The following is a 26,929-nucleotide window of genomic DNA, read 5'->3' as shown; positions in this document are numbered from 1 at the left end:
GTTCGGGCGGGTCTGTTCACAGGTTAACCCCGGTCGGGGCGAGGGCCTGTGATTGCGGAGCCGATCCGCAGGTGTGTCGCACCGGCGGCGATCGCCTCGGTGAAGTCGCCGGTCATGCCGGCGGATATCCAGTCCGCAGTGGGTGCGAGTCGTCGGACCTCGTCGGCGACCGCGCGGAGGCGGGTGAAGGCCGATGCGGGTTCCTCGTCGAGTGGCGCGACGGCCATCACTCCACGCAGTCGCAGCGAGGACAGCCCCAGGATGTGTTCGGCGAGTCGACCCGCATCACCGGGTGCGACCCCTCCACGGCCCGCGTCATCCGTGAGGTTCACCTGTATGAGCACATCTAGGAGATCGTCGCTGTCGGCCGCGCGGTGCAGCGCATCGGCCAGCCGGTCGCGATCCACCGAGTGGACCGCGTCGGCGCTGCGGCGGATCGCCGCTGCCTTGTTGGTCTGCGCCTGCCCGATGAAGTGCCAGCGCACGTCGTCGAGAGACGCCAGCTCGTCGCGCTTCGCGGACAGCTCCTGCTGGCGGTTCTCCCCCACCTCGTGCACGCCCAGAGCATTCAGCTCCGTCACGAGCGAGGCGGGGTGGAACTTGGTCACGACGATCCTGGTCAGATCATCGGGATCACGCCCCGCGGCACGCGCGGCGTCGGCGATGCGCAGATCGATCGCCGACAGCCGCGCTGCCAGTTCGCTCACTTGAGGAATTCGGGGATGTCGATGTCGTCGTCGGCGAAGGCAGGCTCGATGCTCGTCTGCGTCGTGCGCTGCTGCACGGGCTCAGGCTCGCGGGCCTCCGGTGCCGCAGCAGACTCCTCGTGTGCGGGCAGAGCGACCTCGGGCAGCGTTGCGGCGGCAGCCGGTCGGCTGACGACCATCGGGTCGAGGCGCAGCGTCGGCTCACCGCTGTCGAAGCCGGCAGCGATCACGGTCACGCGCACCTCGTCGCCGAGAGTGTCGTCGATGACGGTACCGAAGATGATGTTCGCCTCGGGGTGCGCCGCCTCCTTGACGAGGTCTGCCGCGTCATGGATCTCGAAGATTCCGAGGTTCGATCCACCCTGGATCGAGAGGAGCACACCGTGCGCACCTTCGATGCTTGCTTCGAGCAGCGGCGACTCGACCGCGAGTTCCGCAGCCTTGATCGCCCGATCCGCGCCGCGAGCCGAGCCGATGCCCATGAGCGCGGAGCCCGCGCCCTGCATGACGGACTTCACGTCCGCGAAGTCGAGGTTGATGAGACCCGGCGTGGTGATGAGGTCGGTGATGCCCTGCACACCGGCGAGGAGAACCTGGTCGGCGGTCGCGAACGCCTCGATCATCGAGATGCCTCGATCGCTGATCTCGAGCAGGCGATCGTTCGGCACCACGATGAGGGTGTCGACCTCTTCCTTGAGCTTCGAGACGCCGGCTTCCGCCTGGCTCTGGCGACGGCGCCCCTCGAACGAGAACGGCTTGGTGACGACACCGATGGTCAGCGCGCCGATCGACTTCGCGATTCGTGCGACGACGGGCGCGCCACCGGTTCCCGTGCCGCCGCCCTCTCCGGCGGTGACGAAGACCATGTCGGCGCCGGTGAGCGCCTGCTCGATCTCCTCGGCGTGATCCTCCGCCGCGCGGCGCCCCACCTCGGGGTCGGCGCCGGCACCGAGGCCGCGCGTCAGCTCGCGTCCGACGTCGAGCTTGACGTCGGCGTCGCTCATGAGGAGCGCCTGGGCGTCGGTGTTGACAGCGATGAACTCGACTCCGCGGAGACCGAGCTCGATCATGCGATTGACGGCATTGACGCCGCCACCGCCGACGCCGACGACCTTGATCACGGCGAGGTAGTTCTGGTTCTGGCTCATGGCCGGCCTCCGAATAATCGAGCCTGTTGTATGTGTGCGGGAAACGGTGGGGGATAAACCTTAAACCTCAACTAGAGGTGTAAAGTATTTCCCGGTATTGGTTTCTCTTGTTCGAAGGTAAGCGCCGCGCCTGCGCGCGCACGCAACGACACGGGCGTGTCGCCCGTTTGCCGTCTAAAGCTCAGCCGATGACCACCGCGTGCGGCGATGTCACGTCGATCGACGACGCGTCCGGCTTCGCGATCAGGGCTTTGGCGAGCACCTCGCTCTTGAGCGGCGAGTTCTCGGAGCTCCCCCACACCACGACGAGACCGGAGTTCACGGTGAGCGTCACGTCGTCGGGGGTTGAGGCCCGCACCCCGGTGAGACCGGCACGGACGTCGGCCGGAAGGGACCTGATCACCAGCCCGGCGCTCTCGAACGCGTCCGATTCGGCACCGCCCTCGATCTCCAGCAGCGGCTGACCCGGCGGCTGGTCGGAGGTCGTCGACAGCGCCACGCCCGCCGCGTCGACGAGGGTGTACCCCGCATCCGAGCGGATCACCCCCACAGGGGTTCGCTCGACGATCCGCACCGTCAGGTCGTGCGGAGGCTTCGCTTCCAACGCGTAGCTCTCGATCAGGGGGAAGGCGAGCAGTGCCGCTTTGACAGCGCTCGCATCGACCAGAGCGAGCGGGGTTCCGATCTGCCCGGCGAGGGCACTCTCCACGGCCGCGGCGTCGAGCGTGGTGGCTCCGACCACGGTCACACGATCGACGGCGAACAGAGGACTGTATGCGGCGGCCGCGCTTCCGCCGACCAGCAGCACGACCGCGCCGATCGCACTCAGCCAGGTGATGCGGCGCCGTCGGGATCGCTGGGTGAACCGTCGGATCTCGGCACGGAGCGCCTTGCGTCTGGCGCGCGCAGCACGCCACACATCCATGTTCGACGTGGGCTCCGCAGAGGCATCCGGCTCTGAGTCGTCGATGCCGTGACGATCGCCACTCTCCGAGACGCGATCGGACAGCGGGTCATCGCTCCCCTGTCCGCGCGTGCGCCCTCGTTTCCGCGAGGACTCGCGCGGCTCTCCCCCGGTGACGCTCGCGGGGGCGGCGGGCGGCGGCGGGCGACGCATCGACTACGCCTCTGTGTCCCGCAGCGACTCGAGCACCTGCGGGATGATCTGACACACGTTGCCGCAGCCGAGCGTGATGACGAAGTCGCCGTCGCGAGCGACAGTGGCGGTGTAGTCGGCTGCCTGCTGCCAGTCGGCCACGAAGTGCACGTTGTCAGGGTCGCGGAACGCCCCGCTCACGAGCTCTCCGGTCACCCCGGGCACCGGATCTTCTCGCGCACCGTAGACGTCGAGCATGACGGTGTGATCGGCGAACGTCTCGAGCACGTCCGCGAACTCCCGGAACATGTGCTGCGTCCGTGAATAGGTGTGCGGCTGCTGGATGGCGATGATGCGTCCGGATCCTGCGATCGAGCGCATGGCTTCGAGCGCCGCGCGCACCTCGGTCGGGTGGTGGGAGTAGTCGTCGTAGACCGTGACCCCCCGTTCCACCCCGTGCTGCTCGAGCCTTCGGACAGTTCCCGCGAATCCCTCGACCGCGCGTGCCGACTCCTCGAGTCCGTGACCGAGCGAGAGCAGAACCGTGATGGCCCCGGCCGCGTTGATCGCGTTGTGCATGCCGGGCACGGCGAGCTGCAGGCGCACGCTCTCCGCACCGCGGGTGATCGTGGCGGCCACCGGGCCCGCGGTGACCACGTCGGTCACTCGCACGTCTGCGCCCTCGGCCTGTCCGAAGGTGATCACGGTGGGGTGGGACAGACCCGCGCCGACGCGCAGCGCACCCGGGTCGTCGCTCGAGATCACGACCGCCTCGGTCGCGGCATCCGCGAAACGCACGAAAGCATCGTGGAACGCCTCGTCGGACCCGTAGTGGTCGAGATGGTCGGGATCCACGTTCGTGATCAGTGCGACCGCTGTGTCGTAGAGCAGGAAAGTGCCGTCCGACTCGTCGGCCTCGATCACGAACAGATCGCCGGAACCGGTGGCGCTCGACACTCCGAGCTGCTCGATCACTCCGCCGTTCACGAAGTTCGGGTCCGCGTCCAGTGCCTGCAGCGCAGTGACGATCATGCCGGTCGATGTCGTCTTGCCGTGTGCGCCCGCGACCGACACCAGGCGGCGTGAGCCGATCAGCCAGTGCAGGGCCTGCGAACGGTGGATGACGTGCAGACCGCGTTCCTTCGCGAGGAGGAATTCCGGATTCTCCGGCCAGATGGCTCCCGTGTGGACGACGGTGTCGGCATCGCCGAGATGGGCGGCGTCGTGGCCGACGTGCACCGTGGCTCCTGCCGCGGCAAGGCCGCGGAGGGCGGCGCTGTCTGCACGGTCGCTGCCCGAGACCCGGATGCCGGCGTCGAGGAACATCTTCGCGAGCCCGCTCATGCCGGATCCGCCGATACCGATGAAGTGCGCGGCGGTGATCGACTCGGGAATCGGAAGGGAGAGGTCAGGTCTGATCATGTCTGGTTCAGTCTACTTTTCGCTGGGGACGCTCGTCGTCGGAGGGGAAGGCGTCAACGGTGTCAGGAGGAGGCGAGAGCGCGGTCGACGAGCGCGATGACGTTCTCCGTGCCGTTGCGGGTTCCGACCTGCCCGGCCGCGGCCGCCATCGACGCGATGCGCTGCGGGTCCTTCAGGAGCGGGATGACCACACGACGCACCGCGTCTGCGTCGAACGTCGCGTCGTCGAGCAGCCTGGCAGCTCCCGCTGCCACAGCGGACGCCGCGTTGAGTCGCTGTTCACCGTTCCCCACCGAGTACGGCACGTAGAGGGCCGGAAGGCCCAGGGCACTGATCTCGCTGACGGTGGCCGCGCCGGCGCGCGAGACGATGAGGTCGGCGACCGCGAAGGCGAGGTCCATCCGGTCGACGTAGCGGCGCAGCGCGTACCCCGGAACCTCGGGATCCTCGAGTTCGCTGCGCTCACCCGTGACGTGCAGCAGCTGCCACCCCGCGGCGAGGACATCGCCCCAGGAACCGGCGAGAGCCTCGTTCAGCCGCTGGGCGCCCAGGGATCCCCCGAACACCAGGAGTACCGGGCGTGCAGGATCCAGTCCGAAGAGTGCTGCCGCCTCGTCGCGGGCGGCGGCGCGATCGAGTTCGATGACCTCGCGCCGCAGCGGCATTCCGACGACCTCTCCGCCTCTGAGCCTCGTACCGTCGAACGCGACGCCTGTGGCAGCGGCGCGGCGCGCGCCGAGGACGTTCGCGAGTCCGGGCTTGGCGTTCGCCTCGTGCACGACGAACGGCACCCCTTCACGACGTGCGGCGACGTACGCGGGAGCGGACGCATACCCGCCGAAGCCGACCACGACCTCCACACCGTGAGCGCGGATGTGATCACGAACCTGCGCGATGGCCCGACGGAATCGACCGGGAAACGCCGCCGCCTGCGCATTCGGGCGTCGTGGGAAGGGCACCTTGTCTACGATGAGAAGCTCGTATCCGCGCTCGGGGACCAGCCGGGATTCGAGTCCCTCGGCGGTACCGAGGACCAGCACCTCGGCCTCAGGATCTCGAGCACGGAGTCCGTCTGCGACGGCGAGCAACGGATTGACGTGGCCGGCGGTTCCCCCGCCGGCGAGAAGGTACGTGGTCACCGTGTGACCTTACCCCGGCCCGCCGAGGACGCCCGTGCGGCAGCCCGCGTCTCGGGCACGGGGAGCGTGCGCGCGAACGACAGCAGCACACCGCACGCGATGAGAACCGCCAGCAGCGCGGTACCGCCCTGCGACATGAACGGCAGCGGCACGCCCATGACCGGGAACACGCCGATCACGACGCCGATGTTGAGCACCGCCTGACCGGTGATCCAGACGGTGATCCCGCCGGCTGCGACCCGGATGAACGGGTCTGCGGTCTTGCGGATGACGTGGAACGCGCCGACGGTGAACAGGGTGAACAGGGCGAGCACGACGATGCATCCGATCAGGCCGAGCTCCTCCCCCACGATCGCGAAGATGAAGTCGTTGCCCGCCGCGGGCAACCAGCCGTACTTCTCCTGGGAGTTGCCGAGGCCGACTCCGAAGATCCCGCCGGACGCCATGCCCCAGACACCGTGGATCGACTGATAGCAGTCCCCCGTGTACGCCGACATGTCGGAACAGGTCGCCGTGATCCGGCGCATGCGGTCCGGGCTCGTGATGGCGAGTGCGATGACCGAGACGACGCCGAGGAGGACAGGGAGGATGAAAAGGCGGAGCTTGACACCGGAGAAGAAGAGGCAGCCGAGGAGCACGAGCACGAGCACCATCGCCGTCCCGAGGTCCTTTCCGGCCAGGACGGTGCCGATCGCCAGCGCACCGACCGGGACGACCGGGATGAACACCTGATGCCAGGTTCCGAGCATCGTGCGCTTGCGCATGAGCACGTAGCCGATCCACACCGCGAGCGCTAGCTTCAGGAACTCCGAGGGCTGCAGGGTGAAGCCGGCGATCTTGATCCAGTTGCGGTTGCCGCCGTCCTCGATGCCGAGCGGCGTGAAGACGAGCAGCTGGAGTGCGATCGCGCCGAAGAGCGCGGGCCACGCCATCTTCTTGAGAAAGGCGATCGGCGCCCTCGAGATCAGGAACATCAGGGGGATCCCGAGCACAGCGAAGATCCCCTGACGGAGGGCTCCGTCCATCGGATTCTCCCCGCGCGACACAGCGGTCGCGCTGGTCGCGGAGAGCACCATGACGAGACCGAAGATCGTCAGCATGAGTGCCGCCGAGGCGATCATCAGGAACTCGGTGGAAACCGGGGTGAATCGGCGTCCGAGCGAGATGCGGGCGGCGAGCCCGCGCGGTGACCCCTCGGACTCAGAGCGTGGGGGGCGTGCGATCTGCGTCATCGGCACTCCCTCGGTCTATCCAGTCACGCACCGCTTCGGCGAAGCGGCGTCCGCGATCCGCGTAGCTGGAGAACTGATCGAAGGATGCCGCGGCAGGAGCCAGCAGAACTGTTCCCTCACCGTCGACGATCCCTGCCGCGATCTCCACGACACGGTTCATGACGTGACCAGTCTCGCCAGCATCCACCTCGAACACCGGCACCGACGGCGCGTGTCGCTCGAATGCCGCGACGACGGCGTCGCGCGCGACGCCGATGACCACAGCGGCGCGCGCGGTGGTGCCGACGGTGGAGACGAGGTCGGCGATGTCCACACCTTTGAGATCACCGCCCACGATCCACACCGAGCCGGGGAACGCCCGAAGCGATGAGGCCGCTGCGTGCGGGTTGGTGGCCTTGGAGTCGTCGATCCAGGTGATGCCACGGTGGCGGGCGACGATCTCGATGCGATGCGCGTCGAGGCGGAAGTCCTTCAGCGCGGAGTGGATCGCCCCGGGCTCGACGCCGAGCGAGCGCGCGAGCGCGCTGGCCGCAAGGATGTTCTGCACGATGTGAGGGGCGGCGAGCCCGCTCTCCTGGAGATCCGCGATCGTGGTGAGCTCGAGCGCGCTGCGGGCGCGATCGTCGAGGAAGGCTCGATCGACGAGCAGACCTTCGACGACGCCGAGATCGCTCGGACCCGGGGTGCCGAGATCGAACCCGATCGCACGGGCGCCGTCGACCACCTCGGCCTCCTCGACCATTCGCCGGGTCGCCTCGTCTGCCTTGTTGTAGACGCACGCGACTCGCGTGTTGCGATAGACCAGAGCTTTGGCGTCGCGATATGCGGCCGCGCTGCCGTGCCACACGAGGTGGTCGTCAGCGAGGTTGAGGCAGACGGATGCATGAGGGTAGAGCTGCCCCTCGGGATGTGAGAGACCGAGGTACCACAGCTGATGACTGGACAGCTCGACCACGAGGACGTCGAATCCGGACGGATCGCGAACCGCATCGAGCACAGGCACCCCGATGTTGCCGCAGGGCGCCGCACGCAGCCCTCCTGCCACGAGCATCGAGGCGGTCAGCTGAGTGGTCGTGGTCTTCCCGTTGGTCCCGGTGATGAGCACCCAGTCCGCGGGAGTCCCGTCGGGCCTCGAGACCTTGTCGCGCACGCGCCAGGCGAGCTCGATGTCGCCCCAGATCGCGATTCCCTCGCCCTGCGCCCACCGGATCACCGGATGCGACGGTGCGAAGCCCGGAGAGGCTATGACGACTTCCGCATCGAAGTCGCGGAGCGCGGCGGGCACATCCTGAAGCGAGCCGAGCTCGAGGCGCGCGCCGATGACCGGCAGGAGCCGTGAGTACTCCTCTTCTGCGGACTCGCTGAGCACCAGCACGTCGGCACCGAGTTCGGCCAGCGTGTCGGCCACGGAGAAACCTGTCATGGACAGGCCGAGCACCGCCACGCGCAGACCCGCCCAGTCGGCGTTCCAGCTCGTCAGAGTCGAGAGGCGCGACTCCGCCTGCCGCCCGGGATCAACCGACACGGGTCAACCACTCGACGTAGAAGAGGCCGACAGCCGACACCGCCAGCAGACCTGCGATGATCCACATGCGCACGACGATGGTGACTTCCGACCACCCTCGCATCTCGAGATGGTGGTGGAAGGGACTCATGAGGAAGAGGCGCTTGCCGCGCGTGATCTTGAAGTACGCGCGCTGCAGGATCACCGAGCCCGACGCGAGCACGAAGACACCGGCGATCACGAAGAGGAGCAGCTCGGTGCGGGTGAGGATCGCCATCGCGGTGATGACGCCACCGATGGCCATCGACCCGACGTCGCCCATGAAGACCTTGGCCTTCGGTGCATTCCACCAGAGGAATCCGATGAGGCTCGCGCCGAAGGATGCCGCGATGATCGCGAGGCTGAACGGATCCCGCACCTCGTAGCATCCGGTGATCGCGGTCGTCTCGACACCCTCGCCGACGCACGACTGCTTGAACTGCCAGAAGGCGATCAGGCTGTACGCGCTGACGACGAGCACACCGGCACCGGCCGCGAGACCGTCGAGACCGTCGGTGAGATTCACGCTGTTGGAGGTCGCGACGCCGATGACCGAGATCCAGAGCAGGTAGAGCGCCCAGCCGAGGATGGCGGTGAAGGCGAACAGGTTGAGCCAGGGGATGTCGCGGAACAGTGAGATGGACCCGGATGCCGGAGTCTGATCGAACTGATTCGGGAAGTTCAGCGCGACGATCCCGAACGGGATGATCACGAGCAGCTGACCGATGACCTTCCGCCATCCCGACAGGCCGAGGCTCCGCTGACTTCTGACCTTCATGTAGTCGTCGATGAAGCCGACCACGCCGAAGCCCACCATGAGCCACATCACCAGGAGCGCGGAGAGCGCCGGAGTGCCTCCGCCGACGTAGACCCCGGTGAAGTACCCGACCATCGTGCCGACGATGAAGATCACACCACCCATGGTGGGTGTGCCTCGCTTCGCCTCGTGGCTCGGATTCTCGACGGCCTCGGGCGTTCGGATCACCTGTCCCCAGCCCCACTTGCGGAAGAGCCGCAGGAAGACCGGAGTCAGGAAGAGGGTGAAGGCGAGCGAGATGGCCGCCGCCATGATGAGTGACCTCACGAGAACAATTCTCCCAGACGATCGCCGAGATGCCTGAGGCCCACGGAGTTGGAGGACTTCACGAGCACGCGATCACCGTCACGGAGCTCGGTGCGCAGATACTCGTACGCGGCATCCTGGTCGGGGAAGAACACCGCTTCGCTGTCCCAGGATCCCTCGCCGATCGCGGAGATGAAGAGCCGGCGTGCCTCGGGTCCGACCACGACGATGCGCTGGATGTTGAGGCGCACGGCGAGCAGACCGATCCGGTCGTGTTCCTCTCCCGCCGTCTCGCCGAGTTCGCTCATGGCCCCGAGCACCGCGACCGTGCGCTCGTCCGGGCCGGTGATCTGCGCGAGAGTGCGCAGTGCAGCGGCCATCGAGTCGGGGCTCGCGTTGTACGCGTCGTTGATGATGCGCACACGGTCGCTCCCGAGTGGCTGCATACGCCAGCGCTCCGCGATCTCGACGGTCTCGAGGCGCGCGATGGAGTCGGAGGCGGGCACGCCGAGCACGCCGGCCGCGGCGATGGCGGCGAGAGCGTTGTTCACGTGGTGCGCGCCGAGCACCTTCAGCCGCAGCGGGAGCCGCTCTCCCGCGTTCTCGATCACACAGGTCGTGCCCGAGGCCGTGACCTCGAGATCGTGCGCCCGCACGTCGGCGGCGTCGCTCTGGCCGAATCCGACCACGGTCATCCCGCGGCTCTCCGCCAGCGGGCGCATCGCGGATACGCGAGGGTCATCGACATTCAACACGGCCGATCCCGTCGGGATCGCCGCGGAGACGAGCTCGGACTTGGCCTTCGCCGTCGCCTCGATACCGCCGAAGCCGCCGGCGTGCGCCATGCCGACCATCAGCACCACCGCGACGTCGGGCTGCACGAGGCCGGCCAGACGCGCGATGCTGCCCGGGGCGTCCGCGCCGAACTCGCTGACCAGGAAGCGCGTGTCATGGGTGACCCGCAGCATCGTCACAGGGGCGCCGACCTCGTTGTTGTACGAGGCGATCGGCGAGACCGTCTCACCCTCGTCCGAGAGGATGCGCGCGAGGAAGTTCTTGGTGGTGGTCTTGCCGTTGGAACCGGTGATCCCGACGATCTTGAGCCCGCCGGCGGCGCGCACCCGCGCGACGACCTCGCGGGCGAGGTCGGCGAGGGCTGCGACGGCATCCGCCACGACGATCTGGGTGATCTGCTCGTCGACGGGGTGCTCGACGACGGCGAGTGCGGCGCCTGCCTCGAGCGCGGCGCCGACGAAACGGTGGCCGTCGGTCTCGGCGCCCGGCTTGGCGACGAAGATCGACCCCGGCGCCATCTTGCGCGAGTCGGTGTCCACGACGCCGTCGACGACGGTGTCCGCCGTGGCGGATCCGGCGAGCCTGAGTTCACCCCCGAGGACGGCGGCGATCTCAGCAAGCGACAGGGCGATCATGACGTCTCCAGGCGCGGAAGCGCCGACTATTCGAACTTGGGAAGAAGCGCGTCCATCGGAGTGGAGGATGGCATCACGCGATAGGTCTTCATGGTCTGGGTCATCGCCTTCTGGAAGGCCGGGGCGGTAGCGGCAGACGATGTAATTCTAGTCGGCTCGTCGAGAGTCACCACGACGACGTACTGCGGATCGTCGACCGGGGCGAAGCCCACCATGCTGGTGTAGTAGATGCCTTGCTTGTATCCGCCGTTGCCGTCAGGCACCTGCGCCGTACCCGTCTTGCTCGTCACCCGGTAGCCCGGAACCTCGATGCGCTCGGCGTTGCCGCCCTGTATGGCGACGTTCTCGAGCATGCGCGTGAGATCGGCGGCCGTCTGAGGTGCGATGATCTGCTCGTGCTCAGGCGCGTCGGGTGCGACCACCGTGCCGTCGGCTCCCGTGCACGATTCGATCAGCGAGAGATCGATCTTCTCCCCGCCGTTCGCGATGGCCTGATAGGCCGCGGCCACCTGGGGCGCGGTGACGGTGAAGTACTGACCGAACGTGGTGGTGTACAGCGACTGGTTGTCCCAGTCGGCGGTCGGGTGCAGTTCACCGCCTTCCTCGTTCGGGAATCCGACCGTGGGCTCGCCCACTCCGAAGCGCTGCAGGTAGTCGTATCGGACGTCGGGGCTCACCATGGTGCCGAACTTCGACAGCGCCACGTTCGACGAGTCGATCAGCGCACCGGCCAGCGTGTATTGGAACGCCGGATGCACGAACGCGTCGTTGATGACGGCGCCGTTCTCGAACTTCTCGTGCGACGACGCGGTGACTGTCGGACCGGTCATCGTGACTCCCGCGTTCTCCATCACCGCCGCGGCTGTGACGGCCTTGAACGTCGAGCCGGGTTCGAAAGTGCGGGAGAACAGCGCGCTTCCCCAGGTGTCGGAACCCGAGGCGTCGAGATCGTTGGGGTCCATCGTCGGCCACTCCGCGGCGGCGCGGATCTTGCCCGTCTTCACCTCGACGACCGTGACGGTTCCGCCTTTGGCGCCCTGCGCCTGAGCTTCCTCCGCGATCATCTGCTGCATGTACCACTGCAGGTCGCTGTTGATCGTCAGCTGCACGGCGCCGCCGTCGACCGCATCGACCCGCGTCTCGCTGCCGGGGATGATCACGCCGTCCTTGCCGGTGCGGTAGCTCTCCTCACCGTCGGTCGGGGCGAGGCACTGGCTGTCCATCTTCTCGATGCCCGCCTGGGCTTCGCCCTCGCCGTCGAGGTATCCGATGACATTGCCTGCCACGGCGCCGTTCGGATACACGCGCGTTTCCCGCGCGGTGAAGTGCAGATAGGGCAGGCCCTCCGCCTTGAGGTCCTTGAGCTCGATGTGCTGTTCGGTGGTCAGCCCCTTCTGCACCTGATACCAGCGCGAGTCGGGATCGGCGGCGTGCTGGGATTCGACCTCCGTGCGCAGGGTGTCCGCGTCGAGACCCGTGATCTCGGCGATGCGCTGCGCAGCCTCTGCCCAGGGGATCTCCGGAGGATTCTTCTCATCGTCCTCGAGCAGATACACGACCTGGGGATCGAGACTCCAGTCGTACACGGTCACGCTCTGCGCGAGCACCGTGCCGTCGGCATCGACGATCGACCCGCGCTGGCCGGGGAGCGGTGTTCCGACCGAGATGTACTTGAGCGATTCATTGACATGCTCATCGGCCCTGACGACCTGGATATCGACCAGGCGTACGACGAACGCCGCGAGGATCGCGAGGATGACGGCCAGCGCGACGACCGTGCGTCGCCGGGGACTCCGGGTGGCTCGTGTCGTCATGGACTGTCTCCGTCAGTTCGTGATGGTCATGATGGTCGCGGGCGCGTCATCGGGTGGTGGGACTGGGAAGCCCGTCGGTGATGGCGGGTGGGAGGTCCTGTGCGGGCGGTTGCGCGGCATCTGTCGCTCCGTCCCCGTCAGTCGGTGAGCTCGCGTCGCCGGCGCTCGGAGCGACCACCGGATTCTGCAGCAGCGCGTTGCTCACCGCGCCGGCGCCGTTCGGATTGATGGTCGACACCCCCCCGGCCCCGGCGACCGCGCCGAACACGGCACCGTCACTGAGGCGGAGGTACGACGGCGAACCTGCGACGATCATCCCGAGTCCTGCCGCGCTGGTGGCGAGCGACTGCGGCGAGCTCATCCCGGTGAGGTCCTCGTGCAGCGCGTCGGTGCGGAGGTCGAGTTCGTGCTGCTGCGCCGAGAGGCCGGCGAGCACGAACGAATCCTGGGTGATCGCGAGCGAGAGCCCGATCTGCGCGGCGCCGATGGCCATCGCGCCGGCGAGTGCGACGATCGCGTAGGCGAGCTTCGGCTTGCGGCGCGCGGGTGTGCCGATGACCGGCTGAAGGCGGCGGCTCGGTGCGCGCTCGCCCGAGCGGTCGGGAGATTCCGGCAGCGCGCGCGGCTTGCGGACGGCGGCGTTGAGGCTCATGCGCTCTCCCTGATCTTCTCGGCGGCACGCAGACGCACGGGGATGGCGCGGGGGTTGCGTGCCCGCTCGTCGTCACCGGCGAGCTCGGCTCCACGCGTGAGGATCCTGAAGCGCGGTGCATGTTCGGGCAGCTCGACCGGGAGCCCCTTCGGCGCGGTGGAGGCGGCGCCTGCGGCGAAAGCCTGCTTGACGAGCCGGTCCTCCAGCGACTGATACGACATGACGACGATCCGTCCGCCGACGGAAAGAGCGTCCATGGCCGAGGGGATCGCATCTGCGAGGACGTTGAGTTCGGCGTTCACCTCGATGCGAAGCGCCTGGAACACGCGCTTGGCGGGGTGTCCCGCCCGCTGTGCGGCGGCGGGTGTCGCGGCGATCAGGATGTCGACGAGTTCGCCCGAGCGTGTGATCGGCGCCTTCTCGCGCGCGGCGATGATGAAACGCGCGTAGCGCCCGGCCAGCTTCTCCTCGCCGTAGCGCTCGAAGATCCGACGGAGGTTGCCTTCGCTGTACGTCGCGATCACCTCGGCGGCGGTGACCCCTGCGGTCTGGTCCATCCGCATGTCCAGCGGGGCATCCTTCGAGTACGCGAACCCGCGCTCGGCTTCATCGAGCTGAAGCGACGAGACTCCGAGGTCGAAGAGGATGCCTGCCGCACCCTGCGCGTGCAGGCCGATCTCGTCGTAGACCGTGTGCACCAGCGTGATGCGGTCACTGAAACGCGCAAGCCGCTCGCCGGCGATTCGCAGGGCGTCGGTGTCGCGGTCGAGACCGACGAGGCGGATGTTCGGGAAGCGTTCGAGCAGAGCCTCCGAGTGGCCGCCCATGCCGAGCGTGGCATCGACGAGCACCGCTCCATCGTGCTGGAGCGCCGGGGCGAGCAGCTCGACGCAGCGCTCGAGCAGAACCGGGGTGTGGATGTCGCGGAGGCTCATGATCTCTCTCGGGTGCTCTCTGTATCTCGGTGACCAGGGCCCTGATCCCCCTCCGCTTCTCGACCCGGCACCGGGGAAGTGTGTCGGGGCGGGAGCGGCGGGGCATCACAGCCGTGGTCAGAACAGTCCCGGGATCACCTCCTGCTCGAGTTCGGAGTACGACTCCTCGCCGGCTGCGAGGTAGGTGTTCCAGCTCTCTGCATCCCAGATCTCGGCATGCGCGCCGACTCCGGTGACGATGAGCTCCTTCTGCAGACCCGCGTACTGACGAAGGTGCACGGGAATGGTGATGCGGTTCTGGCTGTCTGGCATCTCCGCACTCGCACCGGAGAGGAACAGTCGCATGAAGTCACGCGCCTGCTTGTTCGCGAGCGGCGCCTGACGGATCCGCTCGTGCATCGCCTCGAACTCGGCCGTGCTGAACACGTAGAGGCAGCGTTCCTGTCCTCGGGTGACGACGATGCCGCCACCGAGGTCTTCGCGGAACTTCGCGGGGAGGATGACCCTGCCCTTGTCGTCCAGCTTCGGAGAATGCGTTCCCAGCAACATCAGCCATCACCCCCTCTACGTCCGGCCAACTCGAGGTGAGCCCCACTTTACTCCACTTTCCTCCACAAACCTACGACCAATACGCAGGACACTACCGTGCTGCGCACATCGATCATCGAGAAACCGCGGGATTACGCGGTGGAGCGAAGTGGAGTACGAGTGGAGGGAATGTGGAGCATCACAGCGCCGCACCGATGGCACACGAGCGCGCGGCCACAGAAACGCCGAAGGCCCGGATGCTCAGAGCATCCGGGCCTTCGGTGTGAAGAAGAGTGGAGGGGAGGTCAGCGACCGTCCTGTCGTCGATCCCATCGATCGTTCATGCGGTCCATGAAGGACGCGGAACTGTGCTGAGTGGCGGCGCGCTCGCGGGGAGCAGCGGATACCGGCCTGCGCACGGGCGTCACGGCGAGCATGACCCCGCCGAGCATCGCAGCGAATCCGATGACGCCGACGACGACGCCCCACACATCGCCCAGGATGACGCCGACGATCAGTCCGCCGACACCGGCAAGGAGCAGAAGAGCGCCGTAGACCAGATTTCGGTAGCTGAGAGCTCGGTCGCCTGACGGCGCGCTCACGACATCGGCGTCGTTGTGCAGGAGATGGCGTTCCATCTCGTCGAGCAGACGCTGCTCCTGTTCGGAGAGTGGCATTTCGTCCCCCTCGGGTATCGTCTGTTCATTCTACGCGCGGTATGTCGCCTGAGGCTAGCTGTCGGACCCCGGATTGGCTTTACGTATGCTGGGAGTCGTGCCGTCCCCCACACTCGTCTCCGACGCCGTTGCAGAACGCCTGAGCCTCTTCATCGAGAGGATGCGCGTCGAGTCCGTCGAATACGGCCCGGATGCCGCCGCTCTGATCGGCTCCGCCGCAGACACGCTCGTGGGCGGCAAGCGTCTGCGTGCCCGGTTCTGCCATGCCGGCTGGCTGGGCGTGTCGCGATTCGGCGATCGCACCGCGGCAGAATCCTCGGCGCTCTGGGATGTCTGCGCGGCGCTCGAGATCTTCCAGTCGGCCGCACTGGTGCACGACGACATCATCGACAACTCCGACACGCGTCGGGGCCGCCCGTCCGCGCATCGTGCGCTGGAACGGTCGCACCGCGAGTCCGGCTGGTGGGGTGACGCCGCGGCATTCGGTCGTTCGTCGGCGATCCTCCTCGGCGACCTGCTCGTCGCCTGGAGCGACGATCTTTTCGAGGATGCGGTCGCGGCGCTGCCGCACGCCGCGTCGGTCCGACGCGAGTACGCGCGCATGCGGCGCGACGTCACCGTCGGGCAGTTCCTCGACATCGCCGAAGAGTCGGCATGGAGTGTGAACGCGACCGATTCGCACGTCGAACGAGCACTGCGAGTCGTCTCGCTCAAGTCGGCTCGGTACAGCATCGAGCAGCCCCTCGTGCTCGGCGCGGCGATCGCCGATGCCGACGACGACCAGCTCGAGGCACTCCGCCGTTTCGGCCATCCCGTCGGCATGGCGTTCCAATTGCGCGACGACGTGCTCGGAGTCTTCGGCGACGCATCCGTCACCGGCAAGCCGACGGGCGACGACCTTCGTGAGGGCAAGCGAACGGTGCTCGTCGCGCTGACCCGTCAGACGCTCGAGACCTCGACACGAAACCTCTTCGACGAGATGCTCGGCGACCCGGAACTCACCCCCGAGCAGATCGCCTTCCTGCAGGCGACGATCTCCGCATCCGGCGCGCTCGATCGAGTGGAGAACATGATCTCCGAGTATGCGACCGAGGCCGATCGAGCGCTCTCCGGCGCACGTCTGGACAACGCGGCGGTGGGCGACCTTCGCGATCTCGCCCGCGCGGCCACGGTGCGAGCCGCCTGAGTCGAGGCAGCTGAGCGGCCGCGCCGGGGTGCGGCTTCGGCTCGATTCAGGCGAGGGTGCGAGCGAGGCGGCGAACCGCGCTCTTGTGCCCGGCGAGCAGCGCCGCGATCGGCGAACGACCCAACTCCTCCTCGGGGGCGAGCAGCCAGTCGATGAGCTCGTCGTCGGAGAACCCTGCGTCCTGGAGCACGATGATGGTCCCGCGCAACGAGGGAAGCGGATGCCCGTCGACGATGAAGACGGACGGCACCGCGAACACGCCGGATCGGCGCGAACCGACGAGATAGTGCTCGTCGATGAACCGGCGCACACGACCGAGAGGCACATCGAGCACCTCGACGAGGTCGGGCATCGCGAGCCACTCGGTGGGGGTCACGCCCTGATCGCCGATCTGCTCGGAGGATGAGGCGTTCTCGGTGGGGTGGTTCTCAGGCTGCGCAGACACCCTGCCACTATCTCATCTCCTGGCGCTCATCGCATTTCGTCACTTCTGTCACGCGTTCAACATCCGTCACTTCTGTTGACTTCCGTATACAGACGTGACACCGTGGGCGGACGCCGACCGAGGGAGACACCTTGACAACGCCCACCGCCGCGCGTCGAACGCGCTATCTGCGACTCGGAGTCCCCGCCGCCGTCCTGGGAACGCTCTCCAGCGCCCTGGCCGTGGCGCCGGCCTCGGCCTCGGCCTCGGCCGACAGCGCGCCGGTCGTGCAGCGACTCGCCTCACCCTCCACCCGCCTGGTCCCGGTCGAGGCCGCCCCCGCCACGTACACCGTGCAGCCCGGCGACACCGTGTACTCGATCGCGACCCGCTTCGCGCTGCGCACCGCTGATGTGCTCGCGTGGAACGGTCTCAGCTGGAGATCCGTCATCCACCCCGGACAGACGCTCGCACTGAACGGAGGCGCGGCACCGGCGGCGGCTCCGGAGAGTGCCCCCGCGGCTGCAGCCGCCTCGCATACGGTGGTCGCCGGCGACACGGTCTTCGGCATCGCCCGGCAGCACGGCACCACCGTCGACGCCGTGCTCGCTGCCAACGGGCTGGACAGGGCATCCGTGATCTACCCCGGCCAGACACTCGCGATCTCCGGCACGCCGACGTCCGCGCCGACCGTGGCCGCAGCCCCGGCCCCTGCCCCGGCATCCGCGACGGCATCCGCGACGGCCGGCGGCACGACACATGCGGTCTCCGCCGGTGACACGCTCTTCGGCATCGCCCGCACGTACGGGACGTCGACCGGAACACTGCTCGCGCTCAACGGTCTGGGCAGCGATGCGATCATCTATCCGGGCCAGAGCATCCTGGTCGCCGCCGCACCGCCGGCGCCTGCCCCCGCGGCGCCCGCGCCCGCTGCACCTGTCGGTCCGCCGGCCCAGCTGTTCGCAGGACTCGATGCCGAACAGGCGGGCAACGCCCGGCTCATCATCTCGATCGGCAGGGAGCTCGGCGTCTCGGATCGCGCAGTGGCCATCGCTCTCGCCACGGCGATGGTCGAATCCAGTCTGCGGAATGTGAGCTTCGGCGATCGCGATTCTCTGGGACTCTTCCAGCAGCGCCCCAGCACGGGCTGGGGAACGCCCGAGCAGGTCGTCGATGCGCACCGGAGCACTCGAGTCTTCTTCGGCGGCGCGGGCGACCCGAACGGACAGAGCACGCGCGGCCTGCTCGACGTCTCCGGCTGGGAGAGCATGGCCTTCACGGATGCCGCTCAGGCCGTGCAGATCTCCGCATATCCCGAGCGCTACGGCCAGTGGGAGACGCAGGCATACCAGTGGCTCGCGCAGCACGGCTGACCCGCCTCCCGGTAAACGCGCAGGGTCGAGGGGCGAGCCGCTCCCGGAGCTTTCAGGCAGTCATCAATAGAATCTTGACGTGACGACCAATCAGCAGGCCGACCCCCTCATCGGGCGGCTCGTCGACGGTCGGTACCGGGTACGCGCCCGCATCGCGCGCGGCGGGATGGCCACGGTCTATGTCGCGACCGACCTGCGCCTCGAGCGCCGCATCGCGCTCAAGGTCATGCACGCGCACCTGAGCGACGATTCCGCGTTCCAGAGCCGCTTCATCCAGGAGGCACGTGCGGCGGCCCGACTCGCTGATCCGCACGTCGTCAATGTCTTCGACCAGGGCCAGGACGGCGAGCTCGCCTATCTGGTCATGGAGTATCTGCCCGGCATCACACTGCGCGAGCTCCTGCGCGAGCAGAAGCGACTCACGGTGCCGCAGACGATCACGATCATGGATGCCGTGCTCGCCGGGCTCTCGGCAGCGCACCGCGCAGGAATCGTCCACCGCGACGTGAAGCCCGAGAACGTGCTGCTCGCTGAAGACGGACGCATCAAGATCGGCGACTTCGGCCTCGCGCGGGCCACCACCGCCAACACGGCCACCGGTCAGCAGCTCCTCGGGACGATCGCGTACCTCGCACCCGAGCTCGTGACCCGCGGCACTGCAGATGCGCGCAGCGACATCTATGCCCTCGGCATCATGCTCTACGAGATGCTCGTGGGTGAGCAGCCCTACAAGGGCGAGCAGCCCATGCAGATCGCCTTCCAGCACGCGACCGAGTCGGTACCGCGCCCCAGTGTGCGCAATCCCGGGGTGCCGGAGCAGCTGGACGAACTCGTGCTGTGGGCGACCGAGAAGTCCCCCGACGAGCGTCCGGACGATGCAGGGCAGATGCTGGAGCGCCTGCGAGAGATCGAGCGCGGCCTCGGAATCGCGCCCGCGGTCGCGGCAGCGACAGCTCCGCAGCGCGCACAGTCCGACTCGGCGGATCTCACCAAGGTCATGCCCAGCACGATGGTGCTGCCGAGCCCCTCCGCTCCCGCGACCGAGGCAGTGGACAACGCGACGCTGCTGCGGCGGCGGTCATCGAAGCGCCGCGCACGCGGAGCCTTCCTTCTGACACTGGTGCTGCTGTTGGCCACCGTCGCCGGCGGAGTCGGCTGGTGGTTCGGATCCGGTCCCGGCTCATTGATCGCGGTACCCGCGGTTGCCGGACAGTCGTACGACGATGCAGCGGCTGCGCTGACCGCTGAAGGATTCGTGCCTGTGCGCGGCGAAGAGAACTCCATCGACGTCGCACGCGACGTGACGATCCGCACCGACCCCGACGAAGGAGCCCGCCTCGACCAGGGCACCGAGATCACGGTGATCGTCTCCGTGGGTCCTGCATCGCACTCCGTCGAGGCACTCAACGGCAAGACGGAGCAGGAAGCACGCGATTATCTGGCTGACATCGACGTGAACGTGGCGGAGAACCCTCTCATCCTCTTCTCGGATGCCGAGGCCGGGCGCGTCATCAACGCGTTCGTGACCCCTCGTGACGGCGCCGAGGTCTACGGATGCGGCGACGGCTGCGATCTCCTCGAAGACGACTCTGTCGAGCTCTATGTCTCGGCCGGTGCCTTCCCCGACGTCGCGGGCATGTCGGTCGACGAAGCGACCAGCACTCTCGCCGCCCAGCAGGTCGCCGTCGCGGGCGAGATCGACTACCGCTTCAGCGACGATGTCGACAAGGACATCGTGATCGGTGTGCAGGACCGCGCCGAGGAGGGCAACCGCCGGCCGGGTGACACGGTGACGCTCATCGTGTCCAAGGGACCGGAGCTGTTCCCCGTGCCCGATGTGTCCGATGAGACGCTGATCGAGGCCAAACGCATCCTCGAGAATGCCGGCTTCACAGCGAGCTACGCCGCCTGGGGCGACCTGCCCGGCTTCGCGGAGCTCGCTCGCGTCACCGGACAGGATCCTGGTGCCGACAAGCAGCTGCCGCGAGGCGGAAACGTCAAGCTGTCCATCCAGCTCTCCGGCTGAGATCCGACGCGCCGCCGCGCACAGTGTCACCTCTCAGCTGACGCACAGAGCCGCCCTCCCCGATCCGGAGAGGGCGGCTCTGTGCGTCAGCCTGCGAGGGTCAGCGCTTCTCGAGCTCCTCAGCCACGAGGAACGCCAGCTCGAGGGACTGCATGTGGTTCAGACGCGGGTCGCACAGGCTCTCGTAGCGCGTCGCGAGCGCGGCCTCGTCGATGTGCTCCGAGCCGCCGAGGCACTCCGTCACATCATCGCCGGTGAGCTCCACGTGGATACCACCGGGGAAGGTGCCCGCCGCGCGGTGCGCCTCGAAGAACCCGCGCACCTCGTCGACCACGTCGTCGAATCGACGGGTCTTGTACCCGGTCGGCGTCGTGATGCCGTTGCCGTGCATGGGATCGGTGACCCAGAGGGGCTGAGCGCCGGAGTCGCGCACGGCCTCGAGCAGCGGAGGCAGGGCGTCGCGGATCTTGCCCGCCCCCATACGGGTGATGAACGTCAGGCGTCCGGGCTCGCGGTTCGGGTCGAGCTTGTCGATGAGCGCGAGCGCGGTCTCGGGGGTCGTCGTGGGACCGAGCTTGACGCCGATCGGGTTGCGGATCTTCGAGAAGTAGTCGACGTGCGCGCCGTCGAGCTCGCGGGTGCGCTCGCCGATCCACAGGAAGTGCGCCGACGTGTTGAAGGGCGTGTCCGTGCGGGAGTCGATACGGGTCATCGGGCGCTCGTAGTCCATCAGCAGACCCTCGTGCCCGGTGAAGAACTCGACGCGCTTGAGCTCGTCGAAGTCCGCGCCGGCGGCCTCCATGAACTTGATCGCACGATCGATCTCGGCTGCCATGCGCTCGTAGCGCTGGTTCGCCGGGTTCTGCGCGAAGCCCTTGTTCCACGAGTGCACCTCGCGAAGGTCGGCGAAACCTCCCTGCGTGAACGCACGGATGAGGTTCAGGGTCGACGCAGCCGTGTGGTATCCCTGCAGCAGGCGACCAGGGTCCGCGCGGCGCGATCCCTCGGTGAAGTCGTATCCGTTGACGATGTCGCCACGGTAGGCCGGCAGCGTGACGTCGCCGCGTGTCTCGGTGTCGCTCGACCGCGGCTTCGCGAACTGCCCCGCCATGCGCCCCATCTTCACGATGGGCATCGAAGCGCCATAGGTGAGCACGACCGCCATCTGGAGCACGGTCTTGATCCGATTGCGGATCTGGTCGGCGGTGGCGCCGGCGAACGTCTCGGCGCAGTCGCCACCCTGGAGCAGGAACGCCTGCCCGGATGCCGCCCGAGCCAGGCGATCGCGGAGGTTGTCGACCTCGCCGGCGAACACCAGGGGCGGCATCGCTGCGATCTGAGCGGAGACCTCGGCGACGCGCTCGGCGTCACCCCACTGAGGCTGCTGCTTGATCGGGAGCGAGCGCCACGCATCTAGCGCGTCGATGTGGTGCTGGAGCATGAGTCCAGCCTAGTGCTCGCGACTGACGCCGGATGCCCTACGGGCGCCGTGTGACGCGCACCGGGAGACGGTCCTTCACGGTCGACGCGTAGACGTCGTCGTACTCCTGCTCCCCCAGCCGCTGCAACGCCACCATGATCTCGTCGGTGACGGATCTGAGGATGTAGCGATCGTTCTCCATCCCCGCGTACCGGGAGAAGTCGAGCGGCTCGCCGATGACGATCCCGACGCGAACCACTCGAGGGAGTCGCTGACCGATCGGCATAGCCGTGTCGGTGTCGACCATGATGACGGGGATGACGGGGACCTTCGCCTCGAGCGCCATGCGCGCGAGTCCGGTGCGCCCACGGTAGAGCTTTCCGTCGGGGCTGCGCGTGCCCTCAGGGTAGATGCCGAGCAGATCGCCACTGCCGAGCACCTGGAGCCCGGTGTTCAGCGACGCTTCGGACGCTTTACCGCCCGAGCGGTCGATCGGGATCTGCCCCGTCGCCTTCATGAAGAACTTCGTCGCCCATCCCTTGATGCCCCGCCCGGTGAAGTAGTCGCTCTTGGCGAGGAAGGACATCGATCGGTCGATCATCAGCGGGAGGAAGATGGAGTCGGCGAACGACAGGTGGTTGCTGGCGAGGATCGCCGCACCGCTCGCGGGCACGTTCGCTCGGCCCACGACCCAGGGGCGGAAGATCGCCTTGACCACGGGGCCGATCACGACGTACTTCATCAGCCAGTAGAACATCGAGGTGAAGTCTATCCCCGCGACCGACGTCTGCCGGCGCGGCGAGGAGAACACTTCGATCGCGCGACTCAGTGCCATCTGCGATGCGACTGAGTGTCATGCCCTAGACTCGTGTGCAACCCCGTGCCCGACCGGTACCGAAGGAGCTGCCGTGGTCCAGTTTGAAGTCCCCGCCGTCGTCCCCGCCGACCCCGAAGGCAACATCGCAGATCTGCTCGTGAAGCGCGTGGAGGCGACCCCTGATCGCGCGCTCTTCTCCGTGCCCGAGGGCGACGGGTGGCGTGACATCTCTGCCGCCGACTTCCAGACGGCCGTGATCGCTCTGGCCAAGGGCTTCGTCGCTGCCGGCATCCAGCCCGGCGAGAAGGTCGGCTTCCTCGCCCGCACCACGTACGACTGGACGCTCGTCGATTTCGCACTCTTCTACGCGGGCGCGGTGATGGTACCGATCTACGAGACCAGCTCCCCCACGCAGATCCAGTGGATTGTCGAGGACTCGGGTGCCATCGCGCTGATCGTCGAATCCCCCGAGCACTTCGCTCGGGTCGACGAGGTGCGCGGAGACCTCCCGCTCATCCGCGAGACCTGGCAGCTGCACCTCGGCGCGATCAGCGCCCTGACCGCGCAGGGAGTCTCGATCCCCGACGCCGAGATCGACCGGCTCCGCAGCATCGCCGTCGGTTCCGACATCGCGACCCTCATCTACACGTCGGGATCCACGGGGCGCCCGAAGGGCTGCGTCCTCACGCACAGCAACTTCGTCGAACTGTCACGGAACTCCGGCAAGGCACTCGACGCGGTGGTTCAGACGCCGGGCTCCTCGACGCTGCTCTTCATCACGACCGCCCACGTGTTCGCGCGCTTCATCTCCATCCTCAACGTGCATGCCGGCGTCCGCACCGGGCACCAGCCCGACACTCGCCAGCTGCTCCCCGCGCTCGGCTCCTTCAAGCCGACCTTCCTGCTGGCCGTGCCGCGCGTCTTCGAGAAGGTCTACAACTCCGCGGAGCAGAAGGCCGAGGCGGGTGGCAAGGGCAAGATCTTCCGGGCCGCCGCCGATGTGGCGATCGAGCACTCGAAGCTCCTCGAGGCCGGCAAGAGCATCCCGTTCGGGATGAAACTCAAGTTCGCCCTCTTCAACAAGCTCGTCTACGGCAAGCTGCGGGAGGCGATGGGCGGCCGAATCGTCTATGCGGTCTCCGGCTCCGCCCCGCTGGGCGCCCGCCTGGGGCACTTCTTCCACAGCCTCGGTGTCGTGATCCTCGAGGGCTACGGACTCACGGAGACGACTGCGCCGGCCACGGTCAACCTCGCCGACAAGTCGAAGATCGGAACCGTCGGCCCCGCTCTCCCGGGAGTCGGAGTACGACTCGCCGACGACGGCGAGATCGAGGTGCGCGGCATCAACGTCTTCAAGGAGTACTGGAACAACCCCGAGGCGACTGCTGAGGCCTTCAGCGACGGTGGCTGGTTCCACACCGGCGACATCGGCAGCTTCGACTCCGAGGGGTTCCTCACGATCACCGGCCGCAAGAAGGAGATCATCGTCACGGCGGGCGGCAAGAACGTCGCCCCGGCCGCGCTCGAGGACCCGATCCGCGCCAACCCGATCATCGGTCAGGTCGTCGTCGTCGGCGATCAGCGCCCGTTCATCTCGGCGCTGATCACGCTCGACTCCGAGATGCTGCCGACATGGCTCGCGAACAACGGACTCGACAAAGACATGACCCTGGCGCAGGCGGCGAAGAACGACGCCGTCCGCGCTGAGATCCAGCGGGCTGTCGACGTCGCCAACTCGCACGTCTCGCGCGCGGAGTCGATCCGCAAGTTCTCGATCCTCGACACCGAGTGGACCGAAGCCTCAGGTCATCTGACGCCGAAGCTGTCGATCAAGCGCAATGTGATCATGAAGGACTTCGCCGACGAGGTCGCCGCGATCTACGACGAGCCGGTGTCGACGACCAACGTCGCTATCGGCGGCTGACCGACTGTGACACGACGAAAGGGCCCCGCCTCGGCGGGGCCCTTTCCTTCTGTCACGTTCAGAACCAGGAGCTCTCGCGGACCTCTCGCATCGCCCGCTTGCGGGTCTCGGCGTCGAGCCGGGTCAGATAGAGCTTGCCGTCGAGGTGATCGGTCTCGTGCTGCAGCGCCTGGGCGAGGAGTCCGTCGCCCTCCAGCACCACGGGCGCTCCGTCGAGGTCGATCCCTTCAACCCGTGCCCACGGATGACGGAGGGCGTCGTGCCACAAGCCGGGGACGGACAGGCATCCCTCCCCCGTCGGCACGGGCTCGCCCCGGACCTCGGTCAACACGGGGTTGATGATGTAGCCGATGTCACCGTCGATGTTGTAGCTGAACGCACGCAATGCCACACCGATCTGGGGTGCAGCGACGCCGGCGCGTCCGGGAAGCTCGACGGTGTCGACCAGGTCGGTGACGAGGGCACGGACTCCGTCGTCGATGTTCTCGATGGGCGTGCACACGGTCCGCAACACGGGGTCGCCGAAGACGCGGATCTCGCGAACCGACATCAGGCGCCCTTGGCCCGAAGGCCCTCGACGAGGAGAGCTGCCAGCTCTCGCGCGGCGACCCGTGTCTCGAGCTGCAGATTCGCGAACACGATCGTGCCTCCTCCGGCGATCTGCGAGTCGTAGGGCATGCGCACCACATGCGCCGCGCGCGTACGGAAGTGCGCCTCGAGCTCGTTCAGGCGCACCAACGGAGCACCGGGGGTGGACTGGTTGAGCACGACCACCGCCTCTCTGGCCTGCTCGGCGTAGCCGTTCGTCTCCAGCCAGGTCAGCGTCTCGGACGCGAGCCGCGCCTCGTCGACGCTGAGACCGGAGACGATGACGATCTGATCGGCGAGATCCAGCGTCGCCGACATCACGGAGTGGACGATCCCTGTTCCCGTGTCGGTGAGCACGAGCGAGTAATAGTGGGCTGCGACACCGGCGACGTCGCGATAGTCGCTGTCGCTGAACGCCTCTGCGATGCGAGGGTCGGAGTCGGAAGCGAGCACGTCCAGCCGGGTCGCATCACGCGCGACGATCGCAGAGATGTCGTGATAACCGCGCACCTCATCGTGGATGCGCACGAGGTCGCGCACCGACCGCGAGTGCTGAGGTCGCTCGACGCGATCGGCGAGGGTCCCGCGGTCGGGGTTCGCATCCACCGCGATCACCCGGTCGTCGCGAGCATCAGCCAGCGCCATGCCCAGCAGGGCCGTGATCGTGGTCTTTCCCACGCCGCCCTTGCGCGACAGCACGGGCACGAAGCGTGCTCCTCCGACGAGCGGTGCCGAGATCCGCGCCGACAGTGCCTTGCGTGCCCGCGCGCGCTTGCCGTCACCGATATTGATCCGGCGACCGGAGATCGTGTACAGGAAGTGGCTCCATGCCCCCTCCGGTTCGGGCTTCGTCACACGATGCGGGTCGAGCAGGCGGTCCGCCGTGAGCAGGTCGGCGGTCTCGCGAGAGGAGTCGCCGAGCTCGCCGAGACGTTTCGACGACAGGTTCGCGTCGGGGCGGGCAGCACGGGTCGATCGTGCCGCCTGTGAGGCTGGCTTCGGCGTGTCCACGCGTGGGACCTCCCTCTTCTCGGGCGCGGTATGCGCAGCGGACACCGTGGGGATCGCGCCGGTACGGATCGAGGCTCGTGTTCTGACGTCCGCCTTCGCCTGGGCGACGAACGCGGCCGCGGCGGCCGCCTCCTCGGTCACGGCGTCTGCCTCGATCAGAGCTGTGGGGGCAGGCGTGACGACCACGGGCTCGGGCTCGGGCTCCGGTGCCGGCTCAGGCTCGGGTTCCGCTTCCGGCTCGGGTTCCGGTTCGGGTTCAGGCTCGGGTTCGAGCTCCGGTTCGGGCTCGGGCTCGGGTTCCGGCTCGGGCTCGGGTTCCGGTTCGGGTTCCGGCTCCGGCTCCGGCTCCGGCTCCGGCTCAGGCTCAGGCTCAGGCTCAGGCTCAGGCTCAGGCTCAGGCTCAGGCTCAGGCTCAGGCTCAGGCTCAGGCGGAAGCTCGATGATGATCGGCTCCATCGGGATGCTCGGAAGGTCTGCGGAAGCGACGATCTCGGCCGCCTTCGCCGCAGAGACCGGTTCGTCGATGACGAGGTCGGCGATGACCTCTCCTTCGACGACGCCGTCGTCAGCCAGATCGTCGTCGTCATCCTTCGGCAGTTGCACGCTCACCTGCGCGGTGCCGCTGAGGATGCCGATCACGGCCGTGTCCATCGACGCGGCGTCATCGAGCATTCCGCGGGACTCTTCGTCCGGCGATTCTGCCCTCTTCTTCGGGGTCACTTTGTCACTCCAAGCCTTGCGCGGGCCTCGGGTGCGCATCGATCGGTGCGCGAC

At 67.6% G+C, this 26,929-nt stretch carries 23 protein-coding genes; 4 read left to right on the top strand and 19 right to left on the bottom strand.

Annotated elements, in window-relative coordinates:
• Positions 1–23 precede the first annotated feature (23 nt).
• The 14 genes from ACZZZN_RS04700 to ACZZZN_RS04635 all read right to left on the bottom strand — a co-directional run bounded on the left by ACZZZN_RS04700 (position 24) and on the right by ACZZZN_RS04635 (position 15,386).
• Positions 24–707, bottom strand: coding sequence for a YggS family pyridoxal phosphate-dependent enzyme (locus ACZZZN_RS04700; RefSeq protein WP_463504046.1), 684 nt, complete (start codon positions 705–707; stop codon positions 24–26).
• On the bottom strand, positions 704–1,855 hold the full coding sequence (ftsZ, locus tag ACZZZN_RS04695; protein WP_463504045.1) for a cell division protein FtsZ: 1,152 nt from the start codon (positions 1,853–1,855) through the stop codon (positions 704–706). Before ftsZ ends, ACZZZN_RS04700 begins: the two co-directional genes overlap by 4 nt.
• A 181-nt stretch (positions 1,856–2,036) precedes the next feature.
• Positions 2,037–2,972 (bottom strand): cell division protein FtsQ/DivIB, encoded by a 936-nt coding sequence (locus tag ACZZZN_RS04690; protein WP_463504044.1) that lies wholly within the window; start codon positions 2,970–2,972, stop codon positions 2,037–2,039.
• Between the two features lie 3 nt (positions 2,973–2,975).
• Entirely contained in the window at positions 2,976–4,373 is a 1,398-nt protein-coding gene (gene murC, locus ACZZZN_RS04685) for a UDP-N-acetylmuramate--L-alanine ligase (protein ID WP_463504043.1), read from the bottom strand.
• A gap of 62 nt (positions 4,374–4,435) precedes the next feature.
• A complete protein-coding gene (locus ACZZZN_RS04680; RefSeq protein WP_463504042.1) occupies positions 4,436–5,512 on the bottom strand; it encodes a UDP-N-acetylglucosamine--N-acetylmuramyl-(pentapeptide) pyrophosphoryl-undecaprenol N-acetylglucosamine transferase in 1,077 nt (358 codons plus the stop codon).
• Positions 5,509–6,744 carry a putative lipid II flippase FtsW gene (gene ftsW, locus ACZZZN_RS04675; protein WP_463504041.1) on the bottom strand — a complete coding sequence of 412 codons (1,236 nt, stop codon included), beginning with the start codon at positions 6,742–6,744 and terminating at the stop codon, positions 5,509–5,511. The genes ACZZZN_RS04680 and ftsW overlap by 4 nt, the downstream gene beginning before the upstream one ends.
• Positions 6,713–8,269 (bottom strand): UDP-N-acetylmuramoyl-L-alanine--D-glutamate ligase, encoded by a 1,557-nt coding sequence (murD, locus tag ACZZZN_RS04670; protein ID WP_463504040.1) that lies wholly within the window; start codon positions 8,267–8,269, stop codon positions 6,713–6,715. The genes ftsW and murD overlap by 32 nt, the downstream gene beginning before the upstream one ends.
• Positions 8,259–9,371, bottom strand: coding sequence for a phospho-N-acetylmuramoyl-pentapeptide-transferase (gene mraY, locus ACZZZN_RS04665; protein ID WP_463504039.1), 1,113 nt, complete (start codon positions 9,369–9,371; stop codon positions 8,259–8,261). Before mraY ends, murD begins: the two co-directional genes overlap by 11 nt.
• The gene (locus ACZZZN_RS04660; protein WP_463504038.1) at positions 9,368–10,780 is read right to left on the bottom strand and encodes a UDP-N-acetylmuramoyl-tripeptide--D-alanyl-D-alanine ligase; all 1,413 of its coding nucleotides are present in this window, start codon (positions 10,778–10,780) and stop codon (positions 9,368–9,370) included. Before ACZZZN_RS04660 ends, mraY begins: the two co-directional genes overlap by 4 nt.
• 26 nt (positions 10,781–10,806) lie before the next feature.
• Positions 10,807–12,594 (bottom strand): peptidoglycan D,D-transpeptidase FtsI family protein, encoded by a 1,788-nt coding sequence (locus ACZZZN_RS04655; RefSeq protein ID WP_463504037.1) that lies wholly within the window; start codon positions 12,592–12,594, stop codon positions 10,807–10,809.
• 46 nt (positions 12,595–12,640) lie between these two features.
• Entirely contained in the window at positions 12,641–13,246 is a 606-nt protein-coding gene (gene ftsL, locus ACZZZN_RS04650; RefSeq protein WP_463504036.1) for a cell division protein FtsL, read from the bottom strand.
• Positions 13,243–14,181: a 16S rRNA (cytosine(1402)-N(4))-methyltransferase RsmH gene (gene rsmH, locus ACZZZN_RS04645; RefSeq protein WP_463504035.1), complete on the bottom strand. Its 939-nt coding sequence runs from the start codon at positions 14,179–14,181 to the stop codon at positions 13,243–13,245. The genes ftsL and rsmH overlap by 4 nt, the downstream gene beginning before the upstream one ends.
• 117 nt (positions 14,182–14,298) lie before the next feature.
• Positions 14,299–14,730, bottom strand: coding sequence for a division/cell wall cluster transcriptional repressor MraZ (gene mraZ / locus ACZZZN_RS04640; protein ID WP_201470129.1), 432 nt, complete (start codon positions 14,728–14,730; stop codon positions 14,299–14,301).
• 284 nt (positions 14,731–15,014) lie between these two features.
• Positions 15,015–15,386: a DUF3040 domain-containing protein gene (locus ACZZZN_RS04635; protein WP_463504034.1), complete on the bottom strand. Its 372-nt coding sequence runs from the start codon at positions 15,384–15,386 to the stop codon at positions 15,015–15,017.
• 85 nt (positions 15,387–15,471) lie between these two features.
• Here ACZZZN_RS04635 and ACZZZN_RS04630 point away from each other — a divergent pair, with 85 nt between their 5' ends.
• Complete coding sequence (locus tag ACZZZN_RS04630; protein ID WP_463504033.1) at positions 15,472–16,572, top strand: polyprenyl synthetase family protein; 1,101 nt, start codon at positions 15,472–15,474, stop codon at positions 16,570–16,572.
• A 46-nt stretch (positions 16,573–16,618) separates the two neighbouring features.
• On the opposite strand, the gene ACZZZN_RS04625 is transcribed toward ACZZZN_RS04630, so the two are convergent.
• Positions 16,619–16,924 (bottom strand): Rv2175c family DNA-binding protein, encoded by a 306-nt coding sequence (locus ACZZZN_RS04625; protein ID WP_463506549.1) that lies wholly within the window; start codon positions 16,922–16,924, stop codon positions 16,619–16,621.
• 224 nt (positions 16,925–17,148) lie between these two features.
• Here ACZZZN_RS04625 and ACZZZN_RS04620 point away from each other — a divergent pair, with 224 nt between their 5' ends.
• Complete coding sequence (locus ACZZZN_RS04620; RefSeq protein ID WP_463504032.1) at positions 17,149–18,369, top strand: LysM peptidoglycan-binding domain-containing protein; 1,221 nt, start codon at positions 17,149–17,151, stop codon at positions 18,367–18,369.
• Between the two features lie 79 nt (positions 18,370–18,448).
• Positions 18,449–20,395, top strand: coding sequence for a Stk1 family PASTA domain-containing Ser/Thr kinase (gene pknB, locus ACZZZN_RS04615; protein ID WP_463504031.1), 1,947 nt, complete (start codon positions 18,449–18,451; stop codon positions 20,393–20,395).
• A gap of 100 nt (positions 20,396–20,495) precedes the next feature.
• On the opposite strand, the gene ACZZZN_RS04610 is transcribed toward pknB, so the two are convergent.
• Together ACZZZN_RS04610 and ACZZZN_RS04605 are read right to left on the bottom strand one after the other, a co-directional pair.
• Positions 20,496–21,836: a class II 3-deoxy-7-phosphoheptulonate synthase gene (locus tag ACZZZN_RS04610; RefSeq protein WP_463504030.1), complete on the bottom strand. Its 1,341-nt coding sequence runs from the start codon at positions 21,834–21,836 to the stop codon at positions 20,496–20,498.
• 37 nt (positions 21,837–21,873) lie between these two features.
• Entirely contained in the window at positions 21,874–22,572 is a 699-nt protein-coding gene (locus tag ACZZZN_RS04605; RefSeq protein ID WP_463506548.1) for a lysophospholipid acyltransferase family protein, read from the bottom strand.
• Between the two features lie 151 nt (positions 22,573–22,723).
• On the opposite strand from ACZZZN_RS04605, the gene ACZZZN_RS04600 reads away from it, so the two are divergent.
• Positions 22,724–24,556 carry an AMP-dependent synthetase/ligase gene (locus ACZZZN_RS04600; RefSeq protein WP_463504029.1) on the top strand — a complete coding sequence of 611 codons (1,833 nt, stop codon included), beginning with the start codon at positions 22,724–22,726 and terminating at the stop codon, positions 24,554–24,556.
• Between the two features lie 58 nt (positions 24,557–24,614).
• Here ACZZZN_RS04600 and def read toward each other — a convergent pair whose 3' ends face one another.
• Together def and ACZZZN_RS04590 are read right to left on the bottom strand one after the other, a co-directional pair.
• Complete coding sequence (def, locus tag ACZZZN_RS04595; protein WP_463504028.1) at positions 24,615–25,106, bottom strand: peptide deformylase; 492 nt, start codon at positions 25,104–25,106, stop codon at positions 24,615–24,617.
• Positions 25,106–26,875, bottom strand: a complete 1,770-nt coding sequence (locus ACZZZN_RS04590) for a MinD/ParA family ATP-binding protein (RefSeq protein WP_463504027.1) — start codon at positions 26,873–26,875, stop codon at positions 25,106–25,108. The genes def and ACZZZN_RS04590 overlap by 1 nt, the downstream gene beginning before the upstream one ends.
• Positions 26,876–26,929: the final 54 nt, after the last annotated feature.

Source organism: Microbacterium sp. AC145 (genome assembly GCF_979258505.1).
This window is presented reverse-complemented; position numbering and strand designations above follow the sequence as displayed.

What these genes read in the sequence shown, in the direction of transcription:
- ftsZ (WP_463504045.1), bottom strand. Translation starts at nt 1,855, where the DNA reads ATGAGCCAGAACCAGAACTACCTCGCCGTGATCAAGGTCGTCGGCGTC.
- ACZZZN_RS04690 (WP_463504044.1), bottom strand. Translation starts at nt 2,972, where the DNA reads ATGCGTCGCCCGCCGCCGCCCGCCGCCCCCGCGAGCGTCACCGGGGGA.
- murC (WP_463504043.1), bottom strand. Translation starts at nt 4,373, where the DNA reads ATGATCAGACCTGACCTCTCCCTTCCGATTCCCGAGTCGATCACCGCC.
- ftsW (WP_463504041.1), bottom strand. Translation starts at nt 6,744, where the DNA reads ATGACGCAGATCGCACGCCCCCCACGCTCTGAGTCCGAGGGGTCACCG.
- ACZZZN_RS04660 (WP_463504038.1), bottom strand. Translation starts at nt 10,780, where the DNA reads ATGATCGCCCTGTCGCTTGCTGAGATCGCCGCCGTCCTCGGGGGTGAA.
- ACZZZN_RS04655 (WP_463504037.1), bottom strand. Translation starts at nt 12,594, where the DNA reads ATGACGACACGAGCCACCCGGAGTCCCCGGCGACGCACGGTCGTCGCG.
- ftsL (WP_463504036.1), bottom strand. Translation starts at nt 13,246, where the DNA reads ATGAGCCTCAACGCCGCCGTCCGCAAGCCGCGCGCGCTGCCGGAATCT.
- rsmH (WP_463504035.1), bottom strand. Translation starts at nt 14,181, where the DNA reads ATGAGCCTCCGCGACATCCACACCCCGGTTCTGCTCGAGCGCTGCGTC.
- mraZ (WP_201470129.1), bottom strand. Translation starts at nt 14,730, where the DNA reads ATGTTGCTGGGAACGCATTCTCCGAAGCTGGACGACAAGGGCAGGGTC.
- ACZZZN_RS04635 (WP_463504034.1), bottom strand. Translation starts at nt 15,386, where the DNA reads ATGCCACTCTCCGAACAGGAGCAGCGTCTGCTCGACGAGATGGAACGC.
- ACZZZN_RS04630 (WP_463504033.1), top strand. Translation starts at nt 15,472, where the DNA reads ATGCTGGGAGTCGTGCCGTCCCCCACACTCGTCTCCGACGCCGTTGCA.
- ACZZZN_RS04625 (WP_463506549.1), bottom strand. Translation starts at nt 16,924, where the DNA reads ATGCCCGACCTCGTCGAGGTGCTCGATGTGCCTCTCGGTCGTGTGCGC.
- ACZZZN_RS04610 (WP_463504030.1), bottom strand. Translation starts at nt 21,836, where the DNA reads ATGCTCCAGCACCACATCGACGCGCTAGATGCGTGGCGCTCGCTCCCG.
- ACZZZN_RS04605 (WP_463506548.1), bottom strand. Translation starts at nt 22,572, where the DNA reads ATGTTCTACTGGCTGATGAAGTACGTCGTGATCGGCCCCGTGGTCAAG.
- def (WP_463504028.1), bottom strand. Translation starts at nt 25,106, where the DNA reads ATGTCGGTTCGCGAGATCCGCGTCTTCGGCGACCCCGTGTTGCGGACC.